Source organism: Pseudomonas sp. NPDC087814, from assembly GCF_044742865.1.
Classification (GTDB): Bacteria; Pseudomonadota; Gammaproteobacteria; order Pseudomonadales; family Pseudomonadaceae; genus Aquipseudomonas.
Window position 1 is genome coordinate 15,961 of record NZ_JBIUVK010000026.1, and the last position, 25,868, is coordinate 41,828.

A 25,868-nucleotide genomic window follows, 5' to 3' on the forward strand; every position below is an offset into this window, starting at 1 on the left:
GCCCATTCGCCAACTACAGCTTAAGTACAAGACGTAGAACGGCACGCGGCACTATTCACTTGCTCCGATTGGAGCACGACTCAACACAGGGGGCCCAGCATGCTGACCCTGCTCAATCTGCTTTCCGCGGTAACCCTGCTGATCTGGGGCACGCACATCGTCCGTACCGGCATCCTGCGGGTCTACGGCTCCAACTTGCGCCAGGTCATCGGGCAGAACATGTCCAAGCGCTGGCTGGCGTTTATCGCCGGCATCCTGGTGACGGCCATGGTGCAAAGCAGCAACGCCACGGCGATGCTGGTGACTTCGTTTGTCGGCCAGGGCCTGATGGGCCTGATGCCCGCCCTGGCGACCATGCTCGGTGCCGATGTCGGTACCGCGCTGATGGCCCGGGTGCTGACCTTTGACCTGTCGTGGCTGTCGCCGCTGTTGATTTTCCTCGGGGTGATTTTCTTCCTGTCGCGCAAACAGACACGCGCCGGGCAGATGGGCCGTGTCGGGATCGGCCTCGGGCTGATCATCCTTGCGCTGCAACTGATCGTCGAAGCCGCGGGCCCGATCACCCACGCGCAGGGCGTCAAGGTCCTGTTCGCCTCGCTGACCGGCGACATCTTGCTCGATGCCCTGGTCGGCGCACTGTTCGCGATGATTTCCTACTCCAGCCTGGCCGCCGTCCTGCTGACCGCGACCCTCGCCGGTGCCGGCGTGATCGGCCTGCACGTGGCCATCGGCCTGGTGATCGGCGCCAACATCGGCAGCGGCGTGCTGGCCTTCCTCAGCACCAGCATGCAGAACGCCGCCGGGCGCCAGGTGGCCCTGGGCAGCCTGCTGTACAAGCTGATCGGCTTGCTGCTGATCATCCCGGTACTCGACCCGCTGGTCGGCTGGATGGATAACCTGGACTACAGCGCCCAAGGCATGGTGATCACCTTCCACCTGCTCTATAACGTTACTCGCTGCCTGATCCTGCTGCCCACCATCGGCCCGATGTCCCGCTTGTGCGCCTGGTTGCTCCCGGAACGCGAAGAGGTCAACGGCCTGGCCAAGCCGCGCCACCTGGACCTGGCAGCACTCGCCACCCCAAGCCTGGCACTGGCCAACGCCGCCCGCGAAACCTTGCGTCTGGGCGACCTGATCGACAACATGCTGACCTCGATGCTGGAAGTGCTGCGCGGCAAGCAAACCGCCATCACCCAGGAAATGCGCAGCCTGAGCGACGATGTAGAGGCGCTCTACAGCGCGATCAAGCTCTACCTCGCGCAAATGCCCCGGGAAGACCTCAGCGAACAGGACAGCCGACGCTGGGCCGAGATCATCGAACTGTCGATCAACCTGAAACTGGCCGGCGACCTGATCGAACGCATGCTGCGCAAGGTCCAGCAGCAAAAGACCTCCCAGCGCCGCTCATTCTCCGAAGTCGGCCTGGAAGAACTCGCGGGCCTGCAAACCCAGCTGATCGCCAACCTGCGCCTGGGGCTCTCGGTGTTCCTCAGTGCCGACCCGGAAAGCGCCCGGCAACTGCTGCGGGAAAAGCGCCGCTTCCGCGCCCAGGAGCGTCGCCTGGCCCACGCCCACGTCAGCCGCTTGCAACGTAAAATCGTACAGAGCCTGGAGACCAGTTCCTTGCACCTGGAGCTGATTGCCGACATGAAGCGTCTCAACTCGCTGTTCTGCAGCAGCGCTTATGTGGTGCTGGAAACCACCGACACCGGTGCCCTCTCGGCGGACGATATTGCCGACATCACCCATTCGCCCTGAACGTACGACGGCGAGTGAAGTCAGTTAACAACGGACCTCACTCGCCAGGAAGCCTGTTATGCGTCGCCTGCTATTCGCCTGCCTGCTCATGGGTTCGGCACACACCTTTGCCTTTGACCGCCTGCAAGTCGAGGGCTACACCCTGCCCAACGGCCTGCAATTGCTGCTCAAGCCGGGCACCGAACGCGGCCATGTGGCAATCCGCCTGGTGGTGGGTGTGGGCCTGGATGACTTCAGTTGCGAAGACAAGGAACTGCCGCACCTGCTGGAGCATTTGCTGTTCAGCGGGATCGACGGTGGCGGCGAAGGTGAGCTGGAAGAACGCATGCAAGCCCTCGGCGGCGACTGGAACGCCTACACCAGCAATGCCGACACCACTTTCGTCATCGAGGCTCCGGCGCAGAACCAGCGCAAGGTGCTCGACCTGCTGCTGGCCATCATCACCCGCACCCAACTGACCGACGCCAACATCAATGCCGCCAAACAGGTGGTGGAGCGCGAAGACGGCGGCCATTACTCACACCTGCAACGGCTGCTGGACCGCCAGGACCTCGGCCACAAGGCCAGCAGTCAGCTTGCCGTCGAACTGGGGCTCAAATGCGCCGAGCGGGCCGAAGTCGAGCACCTGACCCGCGACCAGTTGGAAAAGCTGCGCAAGGCCTGGTACGCCCCCAACAACATGACCCTGATCATCGTCGGCGACCTCGACAAGCTGCTGCCGGCCTATCTCGAACGCACCTACGGCGCGCTTGATCCGGTTGACCCCAGCGAACATCGCCCGTTGCCGGAGATTCAACACGCCGCCGCCGTCCGCCGCGACCTGATCCACGGCTGGGTCGGTGACAACGCCAAGCTGCACTGGTTATTCCCCGAGCCGGTGCTGGACGACCAGTACGATGAAACCTTCGACCTGCTCAAGGACTACCTGGATTGGGCGCTGTATCGTCAATTGCGCTTGCAGCACGGCTTGTCCTATGGCCCATGGAGCGAGCGCGAAGTGCTGGGCGGCGTCGGCTTCATGAGCCTCAACGCCGACCTTGAACGCGACAACCTGCCGGAAGCCGAGCACGTGCTGGAAACCCTCAGGGCCCAGTTGCTCAAGGACGGCCTCGACCCGGCCACCTTCGCCCGCCTGCAACAAGCCGCCATTGCCCGCCAGGCGTGGGCCGTTCAAGGCAACAGCGCGTTGGCCGACTATTACTGGAGTGCCTCGGGCGACTACGCCAAAGGGCATTTCAGCGACCCGGCCAAGCGCATCAAGGCTGTAAGCCTGGAGCAAGCCAACCAGGCCATGCGCGAGTTGTTCAAGCAGAACGGCTACTGGCGCATCGAGAAACCGTTGTTCAGCTACGATAGCCTCAACTGGATCGCCGCAGGCGCACTGGGGCTGATTGCGATTGTGTTACTAGGCGTGTGGCGTTATCGCAAAGGGATTGCGTAATCGGGCCCCGAGAAAACGGCTAAAACGTTATTCTGTCTGGGATTTTTCCTACAAAGACTGTGAACTGCCGAATGCCTATCCTGACCCACACCATCCAGCGCATCCTCGAGCTGATGAAGCGCTACCCAGGGGTGATTGCACTCGGCGGTTTCATCTCGGGTGTGGGCAGCTTCATCCTGGTGGATCGCCAGCAAGGCATGGCCAGCTGGATCGCGATCATCATGCTGGTGAGCTGGTTATGGCTGATGCTCGAAAACAGCCTCACCCAGCTGTTCAGCAAAGTCTTCAAACGGGAAATCCCCGAACCGCTGCTGCGCTACGCCACGCAGATGATCCATCAGGAAAGCCTGTTTTTTGTGCTGCCGTTCTTTTTTGTCACCACCACCTGGAACAGCGGCCAGTCGATCTTTACCGGCCTGCTGGGCGCGGCGGCGTTGGTCTCCATCACCGACCCGCTGTACTACAAGTGGCTGGCGCCCAAGCGCTCGCTGTTTCTCGCACTGCACACCCTGACCCTGTTTGCGGCCCTGCTGACCGCGCTGCCGATCATCCTGCACCTGACCACCGCCGAGAGTTACAAACTGGCCCTCGGCGTGGCGATGGCGCTCTCTATCCCGAGCCTGGCCGTGAGCCTGCCGCTGCGTAGCATCAAGGGCTGGGCGATGCTGTTGGGGGTTACCGCAGCGATTGGTTGCGCCGGCTGGTTCCTGCGCACTTGGGTGCCGCCCGCGACGCTGTGGATGACCGAAGTGGCCATCAGCACCCAATTGCAGGACCGCACGCCCGGCGATGACCTGAAAGAAGTCAGCGCCGCCCAACTGCGCAGCAGCGGGCTGTATGCCTACACCGCGATCAACGCGCCGCGCGGCCTGGATGAGCGGATCTACCATGTGTGGAAATTCAACGGCAAGGAAGTCGACCGCATCGCCCTGGACATCCATGGTGGGCGCAAGGAAGGCTATCGGGCCTGGACCCACAAGCAGAACTTCCCCCCCGACTCGGTAGGACGCTGGCAGGTACGGGTGCTGACCGAAGATGGCCAAGTGATCGGCGTGTTGCGCTTCAAGGTGACTGACCCCGGTCAGGGCGCTACTACGCCAGACGCGCCAAAGTAGGCAGGATCGTGCTATTACGTAGGAATTCTGGAATAGCCAAACAAGCTCGGAGCTTATGACCAGTAGTACAACGGCCGGTGCAGCCCATCTGGACACGTCCACCCAGCCTCCATTGCTGAGGATTACAGGGGATTGGACGCTTGCCCACTATGCCAACCTGAAGAAGCTGTCGGAAAAGCTCGACGGCCAGTACGACGCTGGCGCACGTATCGACCTTAACGGCCTCGGCGCCCTGGACACGGCCGGCGCCTCGCTGCTGGTGGAATTGCTCGGCCCCGAGCGCATCGAACAGTCCGCCGAACAGACCGACTGCAGCCTCTCGACCGCCGACCGCGCGTTACTGAAAACCGTCTACCGCTCTCTGAACGACTTCTGTGTGCCGGTCAAGGAACCCGAAGAAGCCGCCGGCATCATGTTGCTGGCGCGCATCGGCGGCGCGGTCTACACCGTCTGGCAAGACGGCATGAAACTGCTGGGCTTTATCGGCCTGATCCTCGAAACCTTCGCCCGTGGCGTATTCCGGCCCAAGCGCTGGCGCGTGACGCCAATGGTTGCGCATATCGAACAAACCGGCCTCGATGCGGCCCCCATCGTGGCCTTGCTGACCTTCCTGGTGGGCGCAGTGGTGGCGTTTCTCGGTGCCACGGTGCTGGCCAGTTTTGGCGCGAGCATTTTCACCGTGGACCTGGTGGCGTTCTCCTTCCTGCGGGAGTTCGGCGTGTTGCTCACCGCGATCCTGATGGCCGGCCGCACCGCCAGTGCCTTCACCGCACAGATCGGCTCGATGAAGGCCAACGAAGAGATCGATGCGATCCGCACCCTGGGCCTCGACCCGATGGAGTTGCTGGTGCTGCCCCGCGTACTGGCATTGCTGGTGGCGCTGCCGATGCTGACGTTCCTGGCAATGCTCTCGGGCATTATCGGCGGCGGTGTGGTGTGTGCCGTGGCCCTGGATATTTCGCCGGCAATGTTCCTGTCGCTGCTGCAATCGGACATTGGCGTGCAGCACTTCCTCGTCGGCATGGTCAAGGCACCGATCTTCGCGTTCCTGATCGCGGCCATCGGCTGCCTCGAAGGTTTCAAGGTCAGCGGCAGCGCCGAGTCCGTCGGCGCCCACACCACCTCCAGTGTGGTGCAATCGATTTTCGTGGTGATCGTGCTGGATGCGGTCGCCGCACTGTTCTTCATGGAGATGGGCTGGTGAGTCGTCTGCGCCGTGCGCCCACTGAGGCGGTGATCGAAGTCCGCGGGCTGTGCAACCGCTTTGGTTCGCAAAGCGTGCACGAGAACCTCGACCTGGACTTGTACAAGGGTGAAATCCTCGCCGTCGTCGGTGGCTCCGGCAGCGGCAAGTCGGTGCTGCTGCGCAGCATCATCGGTTTGCGCCAGCCCAGCGAAGGCCAGGTGCGGGTGTTCGGGCAGAACTTGCCGAGCCTGTCGGAACACGAGCGGTCACTGGTGGAGCGGCGCTTCGGCGTGCTGTTCCAGAAGGGCGCGCTGTTTTCCTCGCTGACGGTCACCGAGAACGTTGCGTTGCCACTGATAGAGCATGCCGGCCTCAGCCGTCCCGATGCCGAGCACCTGGCGGCAGTGAAACTGGCGTTGGCCGGGCTGCCGCTGTCGGCCGCCGACAAATACCCCTCGTCACTCTCCGGCGGCATGATCAAGCGCGCGGCCCTGGCCCGTGCCCTGGCGCTGGACCCGGACATCCTGTTTCTCGACGAACCCACCGCCGGCCTCGACCCGATCGGCGCCGCCGCCTTCGATCAACTGATCCTGACCCTGCGCGATGCGCTGGGCCTGAGCGTGTTCCTGGTCACCCACGACCTCGACACGCTGTACACCATCACCGACCGCGTAGCGGTGCTGGCGCAGAAAAAGGTACTGGTGGCGGATGCCATCGATGTCGTCTCGGAAACCGACGACGCCTGGATTCACGAATACTTCCATGGCCCACGGGGCCGCGCGGCATTGGATGCCGCTCAACTGCTCAACGAGGTATGACATGGAAACCCGAGCCCATCATGTGATGATCGGTCTGTTCAGCGTGATCGTCGTGGTCGGCGCCATGCTGTTTGGCCTGTGGCTGGCCAAGTCCAGCGTCGACAGCGCATTCCAGGATTACGAAGTGGTGTTCAACGAGGCGGTCAGTGGGCTGTCCCAAGGCAGTGCCGTGCAGTACAGCGGGATCAAGGTGGGCGACGTCACCAGCCTGCGCCTCGACCCGAAAGACCCGCGCCGGGTGCTGGCGCGCATCCGCCTGGCCGGGCAGACGCCGATCAAGGAAGACACCCAGGCCAAACTGGCCCTGACCGGCATCACCGGCACCTCGATCATCCAGCTCAGCGGCGGTACACCCCAAAGCCCTGAGCTCAAGGGCAAGGACGGCAACCTGCCGGAAATCATTGCGTCGCCATCACCGATCGCGCGACTGCTGAACAACAGCAACGACCTGATGACCAGCATCAACTTGCTGCTGCACAACGCCAATCACATGTTCTCCCGGGAGAACGTCGAGCGCCTCAGCAATACCCTGGACAACCTGCAACAGACCACCGGCGCGATTGCCGATCAGCGCGGCGACATCAAGGTGGTGATGCAGCAATTGATGCAGGTGAGCAAACAGGCCAGCGCCACCCTGGAGCAAACCACCGCGTTGATGCGCAACGCCAACGGTTTGCTCAACGACCAGGGCAAGCAGGTGTTTGGCAGCGCCGAGAAGGCCATGCAGTCCCTTCAACAGAGCACGGCCACGATCGACACCTTGCTGACCAACAACAAGGATTCCCTGAACAGCGGCATGCAGGGTCTCAACGAACTGGCGCCAGCGGTGCGCGAGCTGCGGGAAACCCTGGGTTCGTTGCGCGCCATTTCCCGCCGCCTGGAAGCCAACCCCAGCGGTTACCTGCTGGGCAGCGACAAGAACAAGGAGTTCACGCCATGAAGCGTGCGTACCAAATGATCGCCCCCGTTGCGCTGGTATTGGTCAGTGCGTGTTCCATCCTGCCGAAGGCGGATCCCTCGGACGTGTACCGGTTGCCATCGGCGCAGGCCGCCACGCAGGCCAGCCCGGTGGCCTGGTCGCTGCGGGTGGCGAAGCCGCAGACCAGCGAATTCCTCGACAGCCCGCGGATTGCCGTGGTGCCTAACGGTGACTTGATCAGCAGCTATGCGAATTCCCGCTGGAGCGATCCAGCCCCCGTGCTGTTGCGTAACCGGTTGCTGGACGGGTTCCAGCGGGATGGGCGGGTGACGTTGCTCAGTACCGATGAGACCAATCTGCAGGCGGACTTTGAGTTGGGCGGGCAGTTGCAGGCGTTTCAGAGTGAGTATCGCGGCAGCGCAGTTGAAGTGGTGATACGGCTGGACGCACGGTTGGTGCGCGGCAGTGATCAACGGATTATTGCCAGCAAGCGGTTCGAGGTGAGGCAGCCGGTGGGGGATACCAAGGTGCCGGCGGTGGTAGCCGGGTTTGGTCAGGCTGGCGATGTACTGAACAGGCAGGTGGTGGATTGGGCCGTCGGCCTGGGAAGCCGCGCTTTTGTGGCCAGGGAGCTTGCTCCCGTTGGGCTGCGCAGCAGCCCCAAAACCAGTCAATGAGCTTTGACTGACACACCTGCGATAACTGACTGGGGCCGCTTCGCGGCCCAACGGGAGCAAGCTCCCTCGCCACAGGGATTCAGGTCTTAGCCGAAGAACCAGTAGCACACCGCAATCGCCGCCACCACACCAGCAAACTCCGCCAACAACGCACACCCCACCGCATGCCGTGCCCGCTGGATTCCCACCGAGCCAAAGTACACCGCCAACACATAGAACGTGGTCTCGGTGCTGCCCTGAATCGTCGCCGCCACCAGCGCCGGGAAGCTGTCCACGCCCTGGGTCTGCATGGTCTCAATCAACATCGCCCGCGCCGCACTGCCGGAGAACGGCTTGACCATCGCGGTCGGCAGCGCATCGACAAAGCGCGTGTCCATGCCGGTCCAGGCCACCACGTGGCGAATGCCTTCCAGGCCGAAATCCAGCGCGCCGGACGCCCGCAACACGCCCACTGCACAGAGCATCGCCACCAGGTACGGCAGCAGGTTCTTGGCAACGTCGAAGCCCTCTTTGGCACCTTCGACAAACGCTTCGTAGACCTTCACCTTGCGCAGCGCGCCGATCACCAGGAACAACATGATCAACCCGAACAGCGTGAGGTTGCCGAGGATCGACGACAGCCCCGCCAGCGCCGTGGCTGAGAGCGTCGCCAGCAAGGCCATGAAGCCACCCAGTACCAGCGCACCCGGAATCAGATACGCCAGCACCACCGGGTCCCACAGCCGCAGGCGTTGCATCACCGCCACCGACAACAGGCCCACCAGGGTCGAGGCGCTGGTGGCCAGCAGGATCGGCAGGAACACCAGCGTCGGGTCCGCCGCACCTTGCTGGGCGCGGTACATGAAGATGGTGACCGGCAGCAGGGTCAGGGAAGACGCGTTGAGTACCAGGAACAGGATCTGCGCGTTGCTGGCGGTATTGGGGATAGGGTTGAGCTCTTGCAGCGCCTTCATGGCCTTGAGGCCGATGGGCGTAGCGGCGTTATCGAGGCCCAGGCCGTTGGCGGCGAAGTTGAGCGTGATCAAGCCGATGGCCGGATGACCGGCAGGCACTTCCGGCATCAGGCGCCGGAACAGCGGCCCCAGGGCCTTGGCCAGCCAGTCGACGATCCCGGCTTTCTCGGCGATACGCAGGAAGCCCAGCCACAAGGTCAGGGTGCCGAACAGCAACACCATCACCTCGACCGACAGCTTGGCCATGGCGAAAATGCTTTCCACCATGGCCGCAAAGATCCCGGCATTCCCGCCGATCAGCCATTGCGCCAGCGCAGACACCATCGCCACGATGAAGAAGCCAAGCCACAGGCCATTGAGCATCAGTTGAATCCCCCGAAAGATGGGGCGAATGATAGCGGGGCTGGCAGAAACGACAAACCCCGGATTTTCCGGGGTTTGTGTAGGAGCCAGTCCTGGCGGTCAGCCGCGAGTGGTCTCGCCGGCCGGCAGTGCTTGCTTGGTGCGCCAGTGCGGCAGGGAGTTCCAGTAGCGCTCGCCCTTGGCATCGTCGTACATGCCTTCCCAACGGGAGATGACCAGTACGGCCAGGGCGTTACCGATCACGTTCAGTGCGGTACGGGCCATGTCCATGATGCGGTCGACACCGGCGATGAACGCCAGGCCTTCCAGCGGAATGCCCACGCTGCCCAGGGTCGCCAGCAGCACCACGAAGGACACGCCCGGCACGCCGGCGATGCCTTTGGAGGTGACCATCAGGGTAAGCACCAGCATCAGTTGCTGGCCAATCGACAGGTCGATGCCATACAGCTGGGCGATAAAGATCGCCGCGATGCTCTGGTACAGGGTCGAACCGTCGAGGTTGAACGAGTAGCCGGTCGGTACCACGAAGCTGCAGATCGCCTTCGGCGCGCCGTAGGCTTCCATCTTCTCGATCACACGCGGCAGCACGGTTTCAGAGCTGGCAGTGGAGTAGGCCAGCACCAGCTCATCCTTGAAGATGCGCATCAGCTTGATCACCGAGAAACCGAACAGGCGGGCGATCAGGCCCAGCACCACAAAAGCAAAGAACAGGATGGCGACGTAAACCAGGATCACCAGCTTGGCCAGCGGCAGCAGCGAGGCGAAGCCGAAGTTGGCGACGGTCACCGCGATCAGGGCAAATACACCGATCGGGGCGTATTTCATGATCATGTGGGTGACTTTGAACATGCTCTCGGACACGCCCTGGAACATGGTCACCAGGGGCTCGCGCAATTCAGGCTTGAGGCTCGACAAGCCGAGGCCGAACAACACCGAGAAGAAGATGATCGGCAGCATGTCGCCACGGGCCACGGCGGCGAAGATATTCGACGGGATCAGGTTGAGGATCGTCTCGATGAACGCGTGCTCGTGCTGGACCTCGGCGGCGGTGGCCGTGTATTTGGAAATGTCGACGGTACCCAGGGTACTCATGTCGATGCCGGTACCCGGATGGAACAGGTTGGCCAGCAACAGGCCGACCACAATGGCAATGGTGGTGACCACTTCGAAGTAAAGGATGGTTTTAACGCCGATCCGGCCGAGCTTTTTCGCATCGCCAACACCGGCGATTCCGACAATCAGCGACGAAATCACGATCGGGATAACGATCATCTTGATCAGGCGGATAAAGATATCGCCAGCGGGCTGCAACACGTTGCTGATCCACCAGGCCTTTTCAGCACTGAAATGGTTAAGCACCGCACCGATTGCAATCCCCAGCACCAGACCGATGAGGATCTGCCAGGCGAGGCTTAGCTTTGCCTTCTTCATGTCATTACCCTTACTTCAAGTGGACTCAGGCAGATGCGCCAGCAGCTGGAACGCTCGAGAGCGAAAAAGTGTGTGCATCTGCCCCCGTAGAAGGTCACCGCAGTTGGCCGATATGGCTCACTGGCAGGCGAAAAAAGGCGCAACTATTCCGATGCAAGGAGGCGACGTCTAATGCCGTAAACGCCTACCCTATGCCGAATCGGCATGAGTTTTTTTGAGTTTTTCTGTCTGAACGGTCAGTTCGAATACGACATTTCGGCAGGCATAAATGCCGCGAACCGGCCATTTCAGGCTCGCGCAGGGTTTTTTGAAAATCTACGGTCGCGGTTGAAAACCCCTGAAAATTCCTACGCATACCATCGAAAAACTCGTCTGGCAGGAGACAAACTTTCTCGATAGATGGTCACGCGGAAACACCAAGAAATGGTTGGGCGGACGCAAAAAGGAGAATTGCCGCTATGGGCGGCATGACAGAAGCGGGCATAGGAGCCGCAAGCCCGTCGCAAGTTCCACAAACCATCGGCTTGGGAACTTGCGTCGCAGCTTTTCACCTGACCCGGCCCTTGCGCAGGCACTCCCTGTCCCCGTAGGTCACGCCGATCCAAACGATCAGAGCAACCCGGCCCCTTGGTCATGCACCACCCTTGTCGGGCGATGCAAACAGAAAGAAGCACGGCGCTTCTTTCTATGGACGTTAAGCCGGTAGACGACAGCGTCGTCAGACCGAACCTAGTACCAATTCGGATCTTTCTTGAGCTGTTCCATCAGCAGCTTTTGCATGCCTTCGTCCGGCTTGCCAAGAAAACGGTAGTCGGCGTGCCGCGTTGGCGATTTGTCCGCGGGCAAGCCCGCCGGGACTTCTACCAACATCGCGTAAGCATCTTCCTTGTCGAAGCTGAAAGCGACGATCAGGCGCTTGTTCAGGCATGTGTCTGCGGTTTCACAGAGCGGCCCGACCAAGTACTTGTCACCATCCTCTTCAACGGCATTCATCTGTTCAGCGCTACCCGAAAGGTTCATCACCCATTCAGGCAGGCGCTCTTCCTTCTTGACCACGCTCTGCCAGGTCTCGCGGTACTGCGGGTCCGCACTCAGCAGTTCGTTGGCTCGGGACTGGCCATCATTGGCAGCCAGCACCAAGCCGCTGCCGCCCAACAACAGGGCGGCAGCCAGGACTTTAAGGGACGAGTTGAACATGCTTAGCCTCGACCACGACGGCCAAAGAAGAAGGAAGCGATGAACATCACCAGGAAGACCACAAACAGAATCTTGGCGATACCCGTAGCGGTGCCCGCGATACCACCGAAGCCCAGGACTGCAGCCACAATGGCGATGATCAGAAATGTGATTGCCCAACTCAACATGGTGATTCTCCTTACGCTTCTTTTAGGGGTAACAGCGGTAGTGCCTGCGGTCGCTCGATTCGAGGACCGTGTATTGCCTAGAACACCCAGCGTTCCTGCGATGGCAGGTCGCCGAGGGTGGAGTCCTGTTCAACCGCCGCCAATTGCGGGGTTGTCACATCGGCGGCAGTGCTGCCGACGGAGCGGAAATGGGTCTGGGTCATCATCGGACGTTCAAACTGCACGACTTGCTGCTGACTCTGCTGCCAATGCGCCAATTGCTGACCGCCAATCAAGGTCACCATCAGGGCCAGGCTGGCAAACAGCCCCTGTTGCAGGCGCAGTGGCGATACACGCAGTTGGGTCAGGCTTTGGCGAGTCATGCTGTATCTCTCCCGCATTCTGATTATTCGTAAATGAAACTCGTATGAGGTGTATTGCAGCCTGCGTGCCAGTTTTTTAACAAAATAAAACCCAATAAAATCAACAAATTAAAAACAAAAGCGCTTTGACACCACGAGCATCCTGCACGATGCCCCTATCCTTGCCGTGCGAAATGCACGATGGTCACTGGTCGGATCAAGGGATAGGAAGGCAACGTTCGACTGCCGAAGTGGCAAGAGGGAGACAAAAACGCCTCTTGTGGGCGTCTTTGTAAGAAGAAGCGCAGATAGCTGCGCGGTGACGGCTTTAATCAATCAGAATAAACCATGCAACTTGCCCGATTATTCCGGGACTAAACAACATCATTCATTCTTAAGGGAGCGCGGGACAGATGGAATCAGCCAAGGAACTTCAAGGCCGCATTCTTTTAGTGGATGACGAATCCGCGATCCTTCGCACCTTCCGTTACTGCCTGGAAGATGAAGGCTACACCGTAGCCACCGCCAACAGCGCCGCCCAGGCCGATGCCTTGTTGCAACGCCAGGTGTTTGACCTGTGCTTCCTGGACCTGCGCCTGGGCGAAGACAACGGCCTGGATGTACTGGCGCAAATGCGTATCCAGGCGCCGTGGATGCGCGTGGTGATCGTCACGGCCCACTCGGCCGTCGACACCGCCGTGGATGCGATCCAGGCCGGCGCGGCCGACTACCTGGTAAAGCCTTGCAGCCCCGACCAATTGCGCCTGGCCACGGCCAAGCAGCTGGAAGTGCGCCAGCTCTCGGCACGCCTGGAAGCCCTGGAAGGCGCAGTGCGCCAGCCCAAGGACGGCCTCGACTCCCATAGCCCGGCGATGATGGTGGTGCTGGAAACCGCACGCCAGGTGGCGGGCACTGATGCCAACATCCTGATTCTCGGCGAATCCGGCACCGGTAAAGGTGAACTGGCCCGGGCGATCCACGGTTGGAGCAAACGCGCGAAAAAATCCTGCGTCACCATCAACTGCCCATCGCTGACGGCGGAACTGATGGAAAGCGAGTTGTTCGGTCATAGCCGTGGTGCGTTTACCGGCGCCAGCGAAAGCACCCTGGGCCGCGTCAACCAGGCCGATGGCGGCACCTTGTTTCTCGACGAGATCGGCGACTTTCCGCTTACTTTACAACCCAAGTTGCTGCGCTTTATCCAGGACAAGGAATACGAGCGCGTCGGCGACCCGGTGACGCGCCGTGCCGATGTGCGAATTCTCGCCGCTACCAACCTGAACCTGGAAGACATGGTTCGCGACGGCCGTTTCCGCGAAGACCTGCTGTATCGCCTGAATGTCATCACCTTGCACCTGCCGCCCCTGCGCGAACGCAGCGAAGACATCCTGACCCTGGCCGACCGCTTCCTGGCGCGCTTCGTGAAGGAATATGCGCGGCCGGCGCGCGGCTTCAGCGATGAAGCCCGTGAGGCACTGCTCAACTACCGCTGGCCGGGGAACATCCGTGAGCTGCGCAACGTGGTTGAGCGGGCCAGCATCATCTGCCCGCAGGAAAAAGTTGAGATCAGCCACCTCGGCATGGCCGAGCAGCCGACCAACAATGCCCCGCGTATCGGTGCGGCGTTGAGCCTGGATGAACTGGAAAAGGCGCATATCGGTGCCGTGCTGGCCACCAGCGACACCCTGGACCAGGCGGCCCGAACCCTTGGCATTGATGCGTCGACGCTGTATCGCAAACGCAAACAATACAACCTGTGAGCTGTAGCCTATGAAGCTTGCGATGACCCTGCGCACTCGGTTGTTCCTGAGTATTTCCGCGCTGATCACCGTCGCCCTGTTGGGGTTGCTGCTGGGGCTGGTGAGCGTCATGCAAATGGCCAAGACCCAGGAATCGTTGATTCGCAGCAACTTCATCACATTGGACCTGGGGCTCAAGCTTCGGCAGACCCTCGGCGACCAGTTGATGATCATGCTCAATGAACAGCCGAATACCGCCGCGCTGGAAGACTCCAAGCAACGCTATTTCGCCCTGTTGCAGCAAGGTATCGACCACGAACAAAAGGACGCGGTAACCAGCGGTTTTACCCAGGCCAAGACCAATTACCTGAGCTTTCTCGAGGCGTTCGATGAAAAGGAGAATGCTCCGCCGCAACTGCGCAACAACGACGAGCTGACCAAACGCTTCAACATCCTGCGCAACGGCCTGATCGCCGAGCACAAGAAAGCCCTGGATAACATCAACGATACCGAACACAAGTCCCGTGAACGTGCGCTGCTGATTGCCGGCCTGCTGGGCCTGGTCGGGCTGGCGGTGCTGATCATCGGTTTCGTTACCGCCCACGGTATCGCCCGACGCTTTGGCGGGCCGATCGAAGCGCTGGCCAAGGCCGCCGACAAGATCGGCCAGGGCAACTTCGAAGTCACGCTGCCCATTTCATCCGCAGCGGAAATGAACCTGCTGACCCGACGCTTCGGCATCATGGCCGAGGCGTTGCGCCAGCATCAGGCAACCAATGTCGATGAGCTGCTGGCCGGGCAACAACGCCTGCAGGCGGTGCTCGACAGCATCGACGACGGCCTGCTGATGATCGACCGCCAGGGTCGCCTGGAACACCTTAACCCGGTGGCACAACGTCAACTCGGCTGGGACGAGAATCGCCTGGGCCAAGGCCTTGGCGACGCCCTGGGCCGCCCGGAACTGGATGAACAGCTGCAGCTGGTACTGCGCGGCGGCAATCTGGAGCGCGCACCTGAAGACCTGGAAGTAGAGGTTGAGGGTGAGCTGCGCCTGCTGACGTACAGCCTGACGCCGGTCAGCCATACCCAGGGGCACATTCTGGGCGCGGTGATGGTGCTGCATGACGTTACCGAACAGCGTGCCTTTGAACGAGTACGCAGTGAGTTTGTGTTGCGCGCGTCCCATGAATTACGCACGCCGGTGACGGGCATGCACATGGCCTTCGGCTTGTTCCGGGAACGGGCGAAGTTTCCTGCGGAGTCGCGCGAAGCGGACCTGCTGGATACGGTCAACGAGGAAATGCAGCGCCTGATGCAGTTGATCAATGACTTGCTCAACTTCTCGCGCTACCAGAATGGCTTGCAGAAACTCACCCTGGGCCCGTGTGACATCAGCGACCTGCTCGAACATGCCCGCGCCCGCTTCGCGGAGCAGGCGAATGCGCAGAACATCGAGCTGCTGGTTGAGGAACAATCCCCGCTACCGAGGTTGCATGCCGATCGAGCGCAGCTGGAAAGGGTGCTCGACAATTTGCTGGGCAATGCCCTGCGGCACACAGCCGACGGTGGGCAGATCCGCTTGCAGGCGCGTCGCCATGGCGAACGGGTGATTGTCAGCGTTGAAGACAACGGTGAAGGCATTGCCTACGGCCAGCAGGGACGAATCTTCGAACCGTTTGTGCAGGTAGGCCGCAAGAAAGGCGGCGCCGGGCTGGGCCTGGCGCTGTGCAAGGAGATCGTGCAATTGCACGGTGGCCGCATGGGGGTGTATTCGCGGCCGGGGCAGGGGACGCAGTTCTACATGGCGTTGCCCCTGTAGGACCAACGCGCCAACCGTTATTGGTGATTCAACGCCCGCAGGATCGCAGCACTTTCGGCATCCGGCGTCCCATCAAACAGCGACGCCCGGAAATGCATCTGGAACGCGGCCACCACATGCCGCGTCGCCACATCCAGCTCGCCCGTCTGCGGCGTCGGATAGCCCAGCTTCGCCAACTCTTCCTGGAACCAGGTAATGCTCGGCAGATCGGCTGCGTACTGCACCTGGTAACGGGCCACCGCCTTGGCGTCCGGCCACATGCCCAGCCCTTCATCCGCCAGGCGCTTCCAGGGGAACAACGGCCCCGGGTCCAGCTTGCGCAGCGGGGCAATGTCGCTATGGCCGATGATGTTTCGCGGGTCGATGCCGTTGCGTTTGCTGATGTCCTTGAGCAGCACCACCAGTGACTGCACCTGCGCTTCGGAATAGGGATACCAGACGCGGCCCGTCGGCAAATCCCGATAACCCGGGTTCACGATCTCGATCCCGATGGAGCTGGAGTTGAGCCAGGTGCGGCCCATCCATTCACTTTCTCCGGCATGCCAGGCGCGCTGGCTTTCATCCACGAGCTTATAGATGGTGGCCGAGGCGTCATCACCGATCAGGTAATGACTGCTGACCTGGCCATGGGTCAACAGCGCCAGGGAGCGCTCAAGGGACGCCGAGGTGTAGTGCACGACGACAAACTGCACACGATTGTCGTGGTTCACCGACGGATGACTGGTGTCCAGGCGAGGGCCGCTCGCGCAACCGGCGAGCAGGAGAAACAGAAAGGCAGAACACAGAAGTTTCATGGCAGCAAATAGTACGCTTAAGACGATAATGCAACAGTGTAACGTACCGTTTGCTGCCAGGCGGCCAAATGCGATGTTTTAAACAAAATGGAACATTTCCGGTCAGGCCGCCTGCACCTGGTTACGCCCCGCCGCCTTGGCACGATATAACGCCTCGTCAGCGCGCTTGAGCGCCAGGTCACTGCGTTCTCCCGGCTGAAACTGCGCCATGCCCATGGACACCGTAATCGTCACCGGCTCGCCCTTGAAGTGAAACGGGCAGGCTTGGATGGCTGCACGCAGGGTTTCACCCACCGCCAACGCATCGGACAGCGACGAGTTGGGCATCAGCAGTACAAACTCTTCACCGCCAAAACGCGCGATGAAGTCGTTCGGCCGCAGGCGTTTGCGAAGCACCGTGGCGATGATTTTCAGCACCTTGTCGCCCGCCAGATGACCATAGCCGTCGTTGATGCGCTTGAAGTGATCGAGGTCCAGCATGGCCAGTGACAGGTTATTTCCACGCTGGTGCCAGGCGTTGACCTCCTGCTCCAGACGCTCGCTCCAGGCCGCGCGGTTGGGTAGTCCGGTGAGCGGATCGATCAGGGCTTTCTGGCGCTGAACCTCAAGGTGTTCACGGTAGCCCTGAGCCTCTTGCTCCATATTGGCGACCCGTTCGGCCAGGCCCTTGAGCCGTGCAGCCACTTCCTGTTCGCGCTGGTCACGCTGGTGGCGGTGTTCATCCATGGTGCCCAGCAGCCCTTCGAGATGGCTCTCCAGCACGTGCTTGAGGCTGTCGAGGTCCGCGGCGTCCTGCATGCTGGTTTGCAAACCATCCACTTGTTCGCGGATCTGGGTATCCAGCTCCCTGGCCGCCGACCGGCTGTCGGCGTGGCCGTCACTGGCGACCTGCAGGTGCCCCTGGAACGCCTCGAGACGATCGTTGAGCTGCTTGAGGTAGGCTTCAAACTCGTGCTGGCCGCTGTCGGTGATCGCCAGCATCAACACCGCCAGGTCATCGAGGATCGGCAGCAATTCGTACCAGTTCAATCCGTGGGCCAGGCGCTCACGCATGGCTTCGGCCTGGGGCCGATGGCGCTCGGGCAGCGAGAGGTCTTCCAGTAAGCCGAGCAGGGTATCTTCGATGTGCTTGGCCACCGAACTGTAAGACGGCTCGGGGGTGTCGGGCAGGGCGTAGGCTTGATCCGCTAGCAGCTCGTCTGGGTTCGGCTCTGCCTGCTCGGGCGATTCTTGCGGTTCATCGGCCAGGACCGGGGGCAGGGAAAGACTGCCGATCTCTGTCCGCTCCGACTCACGGGCCTGCACCTCTGGCACCTCGACCATGGCGGCAAGAGCACTCTCGAGCTCAACCTCCGCTTCGATCGGTTGCTCGGGTTCTGGCGTTTCGATAATCGTAGCGGGTGCCTCGACGACAGGCGCTGTGACCGCGACGGCCGGAACAACAGGCACTGCTTCGCTGACAGCGTCGGTAGCCTCTACTGGCGATACCGGCTCAGGGGGCGACTCGATGGGGGCCGGGACCTTCGGCTGCGGTGCAAAAGCCCGCAGCGCCTGGGCCAGTTCTGCCGATTGCGCCGGCGCTTCAACTTCACCCACCGGGCTGGGCTTTGGCGCAGCAGGCGCCGGAGAAGCCGGGCGGGATGGCGTGGGCGCTTCAACCTCCGGCGTGTCGATTGCGTCCTTGGTGCCAAACAGACGCTGCAACAGCCCCGGGCTCGAACGGCTGGTTTCGCCCTCCGGCTCCAGGTTACTCAACGCCTGCCCCTGCAGGCCGCTCAGCTCACTCAGCAACAGCGGGATCTCCCGCGCCTGGCCAACCCGACCGTCCAGCTGCTTGGCGAAAGCCTTCAGCGGGCGACTCACGTCCCGTGGCAAGGGCAGTTTCTGCAACTGAGTGACCAGGGCCGTCAACGCGCTGCCGATCTGGTCAACCCGGGTTTCGCGGCGCTGCTCCGAATCCAGCACGGCCTTTTCCAGGCGCGGCAGCAATGCAGCGAGGGCGGCGTCCATGTCGTCGGTGCGCACCACATCGCGCATTTCCTTCATGCATTGGTCAACCGCTCGGTCGGTCCCTTCTGCCGCCAGGGTGCTGCGCACCAGCCCTCGGCGCAGCAGGTCGAGGCGGGCGGCCCAGCGACGCTCGAGCTTTTCTTGTTGCTCGACGCTTTTAAGGTATTTCTCTTTCCAACGCTGGGCGTCGTCGCTCATGCAAGGGGTCCGCGAGGGCCGGGGCTCAACGCGGGCAATGCATCAGCCGTGAGCGAACCCGGCAGACGAATCTCTACCGCGACGGGCAGGTGATCGGAGATGGGCTGCGCCAGTACCTGCACACTTTCGAGTGTCAGGGTCGGGCTGAGCAGGATGTGATCAAGACAACGTTGCGGTCGCCAGCTGGGAAAGGTGGCTTCGACTTGCGGCGCCAGCAACCCAAGGTCGCGCAACGGGGAATTCTGTAGCAGGTCGCTGGCGTGGGTGTTCATGTCCCCCATCAGCACTTGGTGTTTGTAGTTGCCAATCAACTCGCGGATGTAGGCCAACTGCAGGGTGCGGGTTCGTGCCCCCAACGCGAGGTGCATCATCACCACGACCAATGCTTCCGGCCCTTCGCCGAATCGTACGAGAATTGCACCGCGGCCTTTCGGGCCAGGCAACGGGTGGTCCTCGATCGCCCACGGTTTCAGACGGCTGAGCACACCATTGCTGTGCTGGCCGAGTTTGCCGAGGTTGCGATTGAGTTGTTGATACCAGTAGGGAAAGGCACCGAGCTGGGCAAGGTGCTCGACCTGGTTGATGTAGCCGGAACGCAGGCTGCCACCATCGGCCTCCTGCAGGGCTACCAGGTCGAAGTCACCCAGCAGGTCGCCGATCTTTTGCAGATTGCCGGCACGCCCATTGTGGGGCAGCAGGTGCTGCCAGCCACGGGTCAGGTAATGCCGGTATTTCTCGGTACTGATACCCACCTGGATATTGAAACTGAGCAGGCGCAACCGACTGTCAGCCGGCAGGCCCGTGGATTCCAGGTGATGTTCGTTGACCTTCGGGTCATGCAGGCCAACGACACGTTCAGTACCCCAGCGACGCATGACGGGCCCCTTACTTGGCTGCGCGCTCTTTGGCGATCAATTGGTCGGCCACGTTCAGCGCCTGCTCTTCGCCGCCGGCACTGCCGATGTCAAAGCGGTATTTGCCGTTGACGATCAGCGTCGGTACGCCTTGCACGCCGTATTTCTGGGCCAGTTCCTTGTATTGGGCCATCTTGCCCTTCACAGCGAACGAGTTGAATGTCTCCAGGAACTTGGTTTTGTCGACGCCTTGGGTGGCGACGAAATCGGCCATGTCTTCAGGCTTCACAAGGCGCTTGCCTTCTTTCTGGATGGCATTGAAGACAGCCGCGTGAACCTTGTGTTCTACACCCATGGTGTCCAGGGTAATGAACAGCTGGCCGTGGGCGTCCCATGGGCCGCCGAACAGGGCAGGAATACGTTTGAAGTTCACGTCCTGAGGCAGCTTATCGACCCACGGATTGATGACTGGCTCAAAAGCGTAGCAATGCGGGCAGCCATACCAGAACAGCTCCACCACTTCGATCTTGCCCGGTACGGAAACCGGCACAGGATTGGCCAGCTCAACGTAGGTTTTACCGGCTTCAAGCGGCACATTATCGGCAGCTTGTGCGGTCATGCCGAAAAGGCTGGCAGTGACGAGAGCGGCGCTGAGGATCAGATTACGCATGCTTTACTCCTGGACAAATAAAGTCGCCTCACGCGACCTTTGTTGTGACAGGTCTACGCGGGCATGAGTTCGTTAGTGTAACGGCACCGGCCACAAAAAAGGGCAGCCTGGGCCACCCTTTTTATGCTTGCATCGACGGATTAATCGAGCGTTAACGTAGCCGGGGCACTTAGTGCAGGCCCTGGATGTATTGGGACACGGCTTCGATGTCCTTGTTGCTGAGTTTCGCGGCGATGCTCTGCATGATCTTGGTATCGCCGTCGTTGGTGCGATTGCCTTCGCGGAAGTCTGTCAGCTGTTTGCCGATGTACTGGGCATGCTGGCCGCTCAAGTGCGGGAAGCCAGCGGCAGCAAGGCCTGCGCCGTTAGGCGAGTGGCAGCCGAGGCAGGAAGGCATGCCTTTTTCCAGGTTGCCGCCGCGGAACAATTCTTCACCGCGGGCCACCAGTTTCGGATCAGCAGCTCCCACACTGCCTTTCTGGCTGGCAAAATACGCCGCGATATCCGCCAGGTCCTGATCGCTGAGGTTGGTCAACAAGCCGGTCATTTCCAGGACCGTACGCTTGCCGTCCTTGATGTCGTGCATCTGCTTGGTCAGGTAACGCTCACCCTGGCCGGCCAGTTTTGGAAAGTTAGGCGCCGGGCTATTACCGTCCGGTCCATGGCAAGCACCACATACGGCGGCTTTCGCCTGGCCAGCAGTGGCGTCGCCTGCGGCATGGGCAACACCGGTGATGCCCAGGGTCAACAGCAGACTCACGATCAGTTTGTTCATCAGCTAATCCAACTACGGCTAAGGGTTAAAGAGTTATGGACCGGGTTCACTCACCATCAACTGAATGACGGCATGGTAATCCTCGGTACTGCAGTCCATGCACAAACCACGCGGCGGCATCGCCTTGAAACCCTGGGTCACGTGTTGCACCAGCGTGTCCATACCTTGAGCCAATCTTGGCTTCCAGGCTGCCTGGTCACCCCGTCCAGGGGCGTTGGGCAGCTGTCCGGCATGGCAGGCCCCGCAAAAGCGGTTGTACACAGCCTCCGGTTCCTGTGTAGCCTGCGCACTGTAAAGTGGCATCAAGAAACCGAAGGCCAGCAGCCACTTGGTCATACATCGACCTTTTCAGGGTTTGAGAGCGTTTTGCGTTCTAATGCGCAATAAAGGTCTATCGCTCCCGTGAACTTCATCCTTCGCTGGGACAAAGCACACACAAAATCTGCGGCATTATATACTGGCGCTACTGAAACGGAAACGACACCGCTTGCCGCACCTATTCCCGGCACCGCCCACATCGGAAAACTCATGCAACTCAAGAATCCCATCCTCGGCCTGTGCCAACAGTCCACCTTCATGCTCAGCGCCGCCAAAGTCGACCAATGCCCCGATGACGAAGGCTTCGAAGTCGCATTCGCCGGCCGCTCCAACGCCGGCAAGTCCAGCGCGCTGAACACCCTGACCCACGCCAGCCTGGCCCGCACCTCGAAAACCCCGGGGCGCACACAGCTCCTCAACTTCTTCAAGCTAGACGATGATCGGCGTCTGGTCGACCTGCCGGGCTACGGTTATGCAAAAGTACCTATCCCGCTGAAGCTGCACTGGCAGCGTCACCTCGAAGCGTATCTGGGTGGCCGGGAGAGTTTGAAGGGTTTGATTCTGATGATGGACATCCGTCATCCAATGACCGACTTCGACCTGTTGATGCTCGATTGGGCCGTCGCCAGCGGCATGCCGATGCACGTCCTGCTGACCAAGGCCGACAAGCTGACCTACGGCGCAGCCAAGAACACCCTGCTCAAAGTGCAGGCGGAAATCCGTAAGGGTTGGGGTGATGCGGTGACTATCCAGTTGTTCTCGGCGCCAAAACGCATGGGCCTGGAAGATGCCTACACTGTATTGGCAGGTTGGATGGAACTGGCTGACAAGGGTTCGGAAGCCGCCGAGTAAAAACTCGGGGCAAAAAAAACCCCGGACTTCGTATGGGGAGGGGAAGTTCGGGGTCCAAGTTCCGGACCGCTAGGGCGGGGTCCAGATATCTGCCAACACTTAACACAACATAGGAGCATTGAAGGGCTTCACCACCCATTCAGTAACTCTGAGTAGCAATTCACGGGTTAAGTTCCGGCACGTTCAAAAAACTATTGGAAATAACCCGCCGAGTTTTCCGATCTAAAGCGCTGCCGCGGCATGATGCCGCGGCCCAGGCCCCAGGCTTAGTGCGCTTCGTCCCAGTTGTCGCCCACGCCGACGTCTACCACCAGCGGCACATCCAGCTTTGCCGCCTCGCTCATGTGTTCACGAATCCTCGCGCTGACTTCAGCCACCAGGTCCTCACGCACCTCCAGCACCAATTCATCGTGCACCTGAAGGATGACCTTGGCGTCCAGGCCCGAGTCCGTCAGCCAGTTGTCGACCTTGACCATGGCCTTCTTGATGATATCGGCCGCAGTGCCCTGCATCGGCGCGTTGATTGCCGTACGCTCGGCGCCAGCACGCTCCTGAGGCTTGTTGGAATTGATCTCCGGCAGGTACAGGCGGCGCCCGAACAGGGTTTCCACATAACCCTGATCAGCCGCCTGGGCACGGGTGCGCTCCATGTACTCGCGAACCCCCGGATAGCGGGCGAAGTACACATCGATGTAAGCCTTGGCGGTCTTGGTGTCGACGCCGATGTCCTTGCCCAGCTTCTGGGCGCCCATGCCGTAGATCAGGCCAAAGTTGATCGCCTTGGCACTGCGACGCTGATTGGACGTGACCTCGGTCAACTCAACCTTGAACACTTCGGCCGCCGTGGCGGTGTGCACGTCCAGGTCGTCGCGGAACGCATTCAGCAAGCCTTCGTCCTTGGACAAATGCGCCATGATGCGCAGCTCGATCTGCGAGTAGTCCGCCGCCAGCAGCTTGTAGCCCTTGGGCGCGACAAATGCCTGGCGGATACGCCGGCCTTCAGCGGTACGCACCGGAATGTTCTGCAGGTTTGGATCGCTGGATGACAGGCGCCCGGTTGCTGCTACGGCCTGGTGATAGGAAGTGTGCACGCGACCGGTGCGCGGGTTGATCTGCTCCGGCAAACGGTCGGTGTAGGTGCTTTTCAACTTGCTCATGCTGCGGTACTGCATCAGCACTTTCGGCAGTGGATAGTCATCTTCAGCCAATTTGGCCAAGACTTCCTCGGCCGTCGAGGCCTGGCCCTTGCCGGTCTTCTTCAACACCGGCAGCCCGAGTTTCTCGTAGAGAATCGCACCCAACTGCTTGGGCGAGCCCAGGTTGAATTCCTCGCCGGCGATTTCATACGCCTGGCGCTCGAGGTCGACCATCTTGTTGCCCAGCTCGATGCTCTGGATGCCCAGCAAGGCGGCATCCACCAGGGCGCCCTGGCGCTCAATGCGCGCCAGCACGGGCACCAGCGGCATCTCGATGTCGGACAATACGCTGGCCAGGGTAGGAATAGCGGCAAGCTGCTTGTGCAGTTCCTGGTGCAAACGCAGGGTCACATCCGCGTCTTCCGCCGCGTAAGGGCCAGCTTGCTCCAGGGCAATCTGGTCAAAGGTCAGCTGCTTGGCGCCTTTGCCGGCGATGTCCTGGAAGCTGACGGTGTCGTGGTCCAGGTACTTCTTCGCCAGGCTGTCCATGTCGTGGCGCGTCGCCACGGAGTTCAGCACATAGGATTCAAGCATGGTGTCGAAGGCAATGCCGCGCACGGTGATGCCGTGTGCCGGGTCACCACCGATGGCGCAGTTGGCCAGGATGTTCATGTCGAACTTGGCGTGCTGGCCGACCTTGAGTTTTTCCGGGTCTTCGAGCAACGGCTTCAGGGCCAGCAGCACGGTGTCCCGATCCAGCTGTTCCGGCGCGCCGATGTAGGAGTGGGTCAGCGGAATGTAGGCTGCTTCATGGGCCTGCACGGCAAACGACACACCCACCAGTTGCGCTTTCTGGGCGTCGATCCCGGTGGTCTCGGTATCGAAGGCGAACAGCCTGGCGTCGTTGAGCTTCTTCAGCCAGACATCGAACTGGGCCTGGGTGAGGATGGTTTCGTACACCGGCTCCACAGAAACCGGCGCGACCACCTCAACCGCTTCCTCGGCGACCGCGGCCGAAGGAGCAGCGCTCAACTCGACGCGCTTGGCATCGCGTTGAATCTCGTCAATCCAGCTCTTGAACTCCAGCAGCGTATACAGCTCCAGCAGCTTCTCGCGATCCGGCTCGATCAGGTGCAAATCATCCAGGCCCACGTCCAGCGGCACGTCGATCTTGATCGTCGCCAGCTCGTAGGACAGGAACGCACTCGCCTTATGCTCTTCCAGTTTGGCGACCAGGGTCTTGGCACCACGAATCGGCAAGGTCGGCACGATATCGAGCTGCTCGTAGAGCTCCTTCAAGCCGCCGTTGACGCCTACCAACAGGCCGGAAGCCGTCTTCGGACCAATGCCCGGAACGCCCGGGATGTTGTCGGACGAATCGCCCATCAACGCCAGGTAATCGATGATCTGCTCGGGAGCGACACCGAATTTCTCCTTCACGCCCTCAACGTCCATGGCGCTTCCGGTCATGGTGTTGACCAAGGTAATGTGCCCGTCGACCAGCTGCGCCATGTCCTTGTCGCCGGTGGAAATCACCACCGGACGGTCGGCGGCCGCGCTGCTGCGGGCCAGGGTGCCGATCACGTCGTCCGCTTCGACGCCTTCGACGCACAGCAGCGGGAAGCCCAGGGCGATCACGCTCTGGTGCAGCGGCTCGATCTGCACGCGCATGTCATCGGGCATGCTTGCGCGGTTGGCCTTGTATTCGGCGTACAGCTCATCGCGAAATGTCCCGCCCTTGGCGTCGAACACCACCGCGAACGGACTGTTCGGGTATTGCCTGCGCAGGCTTTTGAGCATGTTCAACACGCCCTTGACCGCGCCGGTAGGCAGGCCTTTGGAAGTGGTGAGCGGCGGCAGCGCGTGAAAGGCGCGGTACAGGTAAGAAGAACCGTCCACCAGGACGAGGGGGGCTTGGCTCATGAGCAGGATCAACCTTTTCGGCGGGTCAGGCGCTAGAATAGCCGGACCAATGACGACAAAGGGACAAGGTTATCATGCGTACAGTAAATCGCCTGTTGTTGACCGGCTTGATTGCACTCACTCCGATGGTGGCCATGGCGGCAGATACTGCCCCTTCGGGCGACCCGGAAGTCACCATTCGCACGGAAGGCGACAAGACCATTCAGGAATACCGCCAGAATGGTTTCCTGTACGCGATCAAGGTGACCCAGAAAGGCTTTCCGCCTTACTTCCTGGTGCGCGCGGACGGAACCGATGCGAACTTCATCCGCTCTGACCAGCCGGATATGCTGATCCCGTCATGGAAGATCTTCGAATGGAAATGATTTCTTAACTTTAATCGGCGCTGCTCCCCGCAGCGCCCGTAACGGCAGT

At 61.0% G+C, this 25,868-nt stretch carries 23 protein-coding genes; 11 read left to right on the plus strand and 12 right to left on the minus strand.

The window, feature by feature from the left end:
* The first annotated feature begins 99 nt into the window (after positions 1-99).
* The 7 genes from ACIOMR_RS18990 (at position 100) to ACIOMR_RS19020 (ending at position 7,914) form a co-directional block, all read left to right on the plus strand.
* On the plus strand, positions 100-1,758 hold the full coding sequence (locus ACIOMR_RS18990; protein ID WP_087694542.1) for a Na/Pi cotransporter family protein: 1,659 nt from the start codon (positions 100-102) through the stop codon (positions 1,756-1,758).
* A 58-nt stretch (positions 1,759-1,816) separates the two neighbouring features.
* The gene (locus ACIOMR_RS18995) at positions 1,817-3,199 is read left to right on the plus strand and encodes a pitrilysin family protein (protein WP_003214772.1); all 1,383 of its coding nucleotides are present in this window, start codon (positions 1,817-1,819) and stop codon (positions 3,197-3,199) included.
* Between the two features lie 71 nt (positions 3,200-3,270).
* A complete protein-coding gene (locus ACIOMR_RS19000; RefSeq protein WP_003214774.1) occupies positions 3,271-4,314 on the plus strand; it encodes a DUF5924 family protein in 1,044 nt (347 codons plus the stop codon).
* Between the two features lie 55 nt (positions 4,315-4,369).
* Entirely contained in the window at positions 4,370-5,518 is a 1,149-nt protein-coding gene (locus ACIOMR_RS19005; protein ID WP_032899919.1) for an ABC transporter permease, read from the plus strand.
* Positions 5,515-6,318 (plus strand): ABC transporter ATP-binding protein, encoded by an 804-nt coding sequence (locus ACIOMR_RS19010; protein ID WP_003214778.1) that lies wholly within the window; start codon positions 5,515-5,517, stop codon positions 6,316-6,318. Before ACIOMR_RS19005 ends, ACIOMR_RS19010 begins: the two co-directional genes overlap by 4 nt.
* 1 nt (position 6,319) lies before the next feature.
* Positions 6,320-7,258 carry an MlaD family protein gene (locus ACIOMR_RS19015; RefSeq protein ID WP_003214780.1) on the plus strand — a complete coding sequence of 313 codons (939 nt, stop codon included), beginning with the start codon at positions 6,320-6,322 and terminating at the stop codon, positions 7,256-7,258.
* The gene (locus tag ACIOMR_RS19020; protein WP_177022442.1) at positions 7,255-7,914 is read left to right on the plus strand and encodes an ABC-type transport auxiliary lipoprotein family protein; all 660 of its coding nucleotides are present in this window, start codon (positions 7,255-7,257) and stop codon (positions 7,912-7,914) included. Before ACIOMR_RS19015 ends, ACIOMR_RS19020 begins: the two co-directional genes overlap by 4 nt.
* 86 nt (positions 7,915-8,000) lie before the next feature.
* Here the strand turns inward: ACIOMR_RS19020 and ACIOMR_RS19025 are convergent, their stop codons facing one another.
* The 5 genes from ACIOMR_RS19025 to ACIOMR_RS19045 form a co-directional block, all read right to left on the minus strand.
* A complete protein-coding gene (locus tag ACIOMR_RS19025) occupies positions 8,001-9,230 on the minus strand; it encodes a nucleoside recognition domain-containing protein (RefSeq protein WP_003214785.1) in 1,230 nt (409 codons plus the stop codon).
* A gap of 99 nt (positions 9,231-9,329) precedes the next feature.
* Complete coding sequence (gltP, locus tag ACIOMR_RS19030; protein ID WP_003214787.1) at positions 9,330-10,661, minus strand: glutamate/aspartate:proton symporter GltP; 1,332 nt, start codon at positions 10,659-10,661, stop codon at positions 9,330-9,332.
* A 729-nt stretch (positions 10,662-11,390) separates the two neighbouring features.
* Positions 11,391-11,858 (minus strand): inhibitor of vertebrate lysozyme family protein, encoded by a 468-nt coding sequence (locus ACIOMR_RS19035; protein WP_102604421.1) that lies wholly within the window; start codon positions 11,856-11,858, stop codon positions 11,391-11,393.
* Between the two features lie 2 nt (positions 11,859-11,860).
* Entirely contained in the window at positions 11,861-12,025 is a 165-nt protein-coding gene (locus ACIOMR_RS19040; RefSeq protein ID WP_003170804.1) for a DUF1328 domain-containing protein, read from the minus strand.
* Between the two features lie 77 nt (positions 12,026-12,102).
* Complete coding sequence (locus tag ACIOMR_RS19045; RefSeq protein ID WP_087694545.1) at positions 12,103-12,387, minus strand: hypothetical protein; 285 nt, start codon at positions 12,385-12,387, stop codon at positions 12,103-12,105.
* 392 nt (positions 12,388-12,779) lie between these two features.
* Here ACIOMR_RS19045 and algB point away from each other — a divergent pair, with 392 nt between their 5' ends.
* Positions 12,780-14,126 carry a sigma-54-dependent response regulator transcription factor AlgB gene (gene algB, locus ACIOMR_RS19050; RefSeq protein ID WP_003214793.1) on the plus strand — a complete coding sequence of 449 codons (1,347 nt, stop codon included), beginning with the start codon at positions 12,780-12,782 and terminating at the stop codon, positions 14,124-14,126.
* A gap of 10 nt (positions 14,127-14,136) precedes the next feature.
* Positions 14,137-15,924: a KinB sensor domain-containing domain gene (locus tag ACIOMR_RS19055; RefSeq protein WP_008439641.1), complete on the plus strand. Its 1,788-nt coding sequence runs from the start codon at positions 14,137-14,139 to the stop codon at positions 15,922-15,924.
* A 17-nt stretch (positions 15,925-15,941) separates the two neighbouring features.
* Here the strand turns inward: ACIOMR_RS19055 and ACIOMR_RS19060 are convergent, their stop codons facing one another.
* The 6 genes from ACIOMR_RS19060 to ACIOMR_RS19085 form a co-directional block, all read right to left on the minus strand.
* Positions 15,942-16,718: an N-acetylmuramoyl-L-alanine amidase gene (locus ACIOMR_RS19060; RefSeq protein WP_003214798.1), complete on the minus strand. Its 777-nt coding sequence runs from the start codon at positions 16,716-16,718 to the stop codon at positions 15,942-15,944.
* Between the two features lie 102 nt (positions 16,719-16,820).
* Positions 16,821-18,926, minus strand: coding sequence for a diguanylate cyclase (locus ACIOMR_RS19065; RefSeq protein WP_401195780.1), 2,106 nt, complete (start codon positions 18,924-18,926; stop codon positions 16,821-16,823).
* Positions 18,923-19,801, minus strand: a complete 879-nt coding sequence (locus tag ACIOMR_RS19070; RefSeq protein WP_003214803.1) for an endonuclease/exonuclease/phosphatase family protein — start codon at positions 19,799-19,801, stop codon at positions 18,923-18,925. The genes ACIOMR_RS19065 and ACIOMR_RS19070 overlap by 4 nt, the downstream gene beginning before the upstream one ends.
* A gap of 10 nt (positions 19,802-19,811) precedes the next feature.
* Positions 19,812-20,450: a thiol:disulfide interchange protein DsbA/DsbL gene (locus ACIOMR_RS19075; RefSeq protein WP_063033700.1), complete on the minus strand. Its 639-nt coding sequence runs from the start codon at positions 20,448-20,450 to the stop codon at positions 19,812-19,814.
* 169 nt (positions 20,451-20,619) lie between these two features.
* Complete coding sequence (locus ACIOMR_RS19080; RefSeq protein ID WP_003214807.1) at positions 20,620-21,225, minus strand: cytochrome c4; 606 nt, start codon at positions 21,223-21,225, stop codon at positions 20,620-20,622.
* 33 nt (positions 21,226-21,258) lie between these two features.
* Positions 21,259-21,561, minus strand: a complete 303-nt coding sequence (locus ACIOMR_RS19085) for a cytochrome c5 family protein (RefSeq protein ID WP_003214809.1) — start codon at positions 21,559-21,561, stop codon at positions 21,259-21,261.
* Between the two features lie 192 nt (positions 21,562-21,753).
* On the opposite strand from ACIOMR_RS19085, the gene yihA reads away from it, so the two are divergent.
* Positions 21,754-22,395 (plus strand): ribosome biogenesis GTP-binding protein YihA/YsxC, encoded by a 642-nt coding sequence (yihA, locus tag ACIOMR_RS19090; RefSeq protein WP_003214811.1) that lies wholly within the window; start codon positions 21,754-21,756, stop codon positions 22,393-22,395.
* 266 nt (positions 22,396-22,661) lie between these two features.
* Here the strand turns inward: yihA and polA are convergent, their stop codons facing one another.
* Entirely contained in the window at positions 22,662-25,454 is a 2,793-nt protein-coding gene (gene polA / locus ACIOMR_RS19095) for a DNA polymerase I (protein WP_401195786.1), read from the minus strand.
* A 74-nt stretch (positions 25,455-25,528) separates the two neighbouring features.
* Between polA and ACIOMR_RS19100 the strand changes: the two genes are divergently transcribed.
* The gene (locus ACIOMR_RS19100) at positions 25,529-25,819 is read left to right on the plus strand and encodes a DUF2782 domain-containing protein (protein WP_003214814.1); all 291 of its coding nucleotides are present in this window, start codon (positions 25,529-25,531) and stop codon (positions 25,817-25,819) included.
* Positions 25,820-25,868 lie beyond the last annotated feature (49 nt).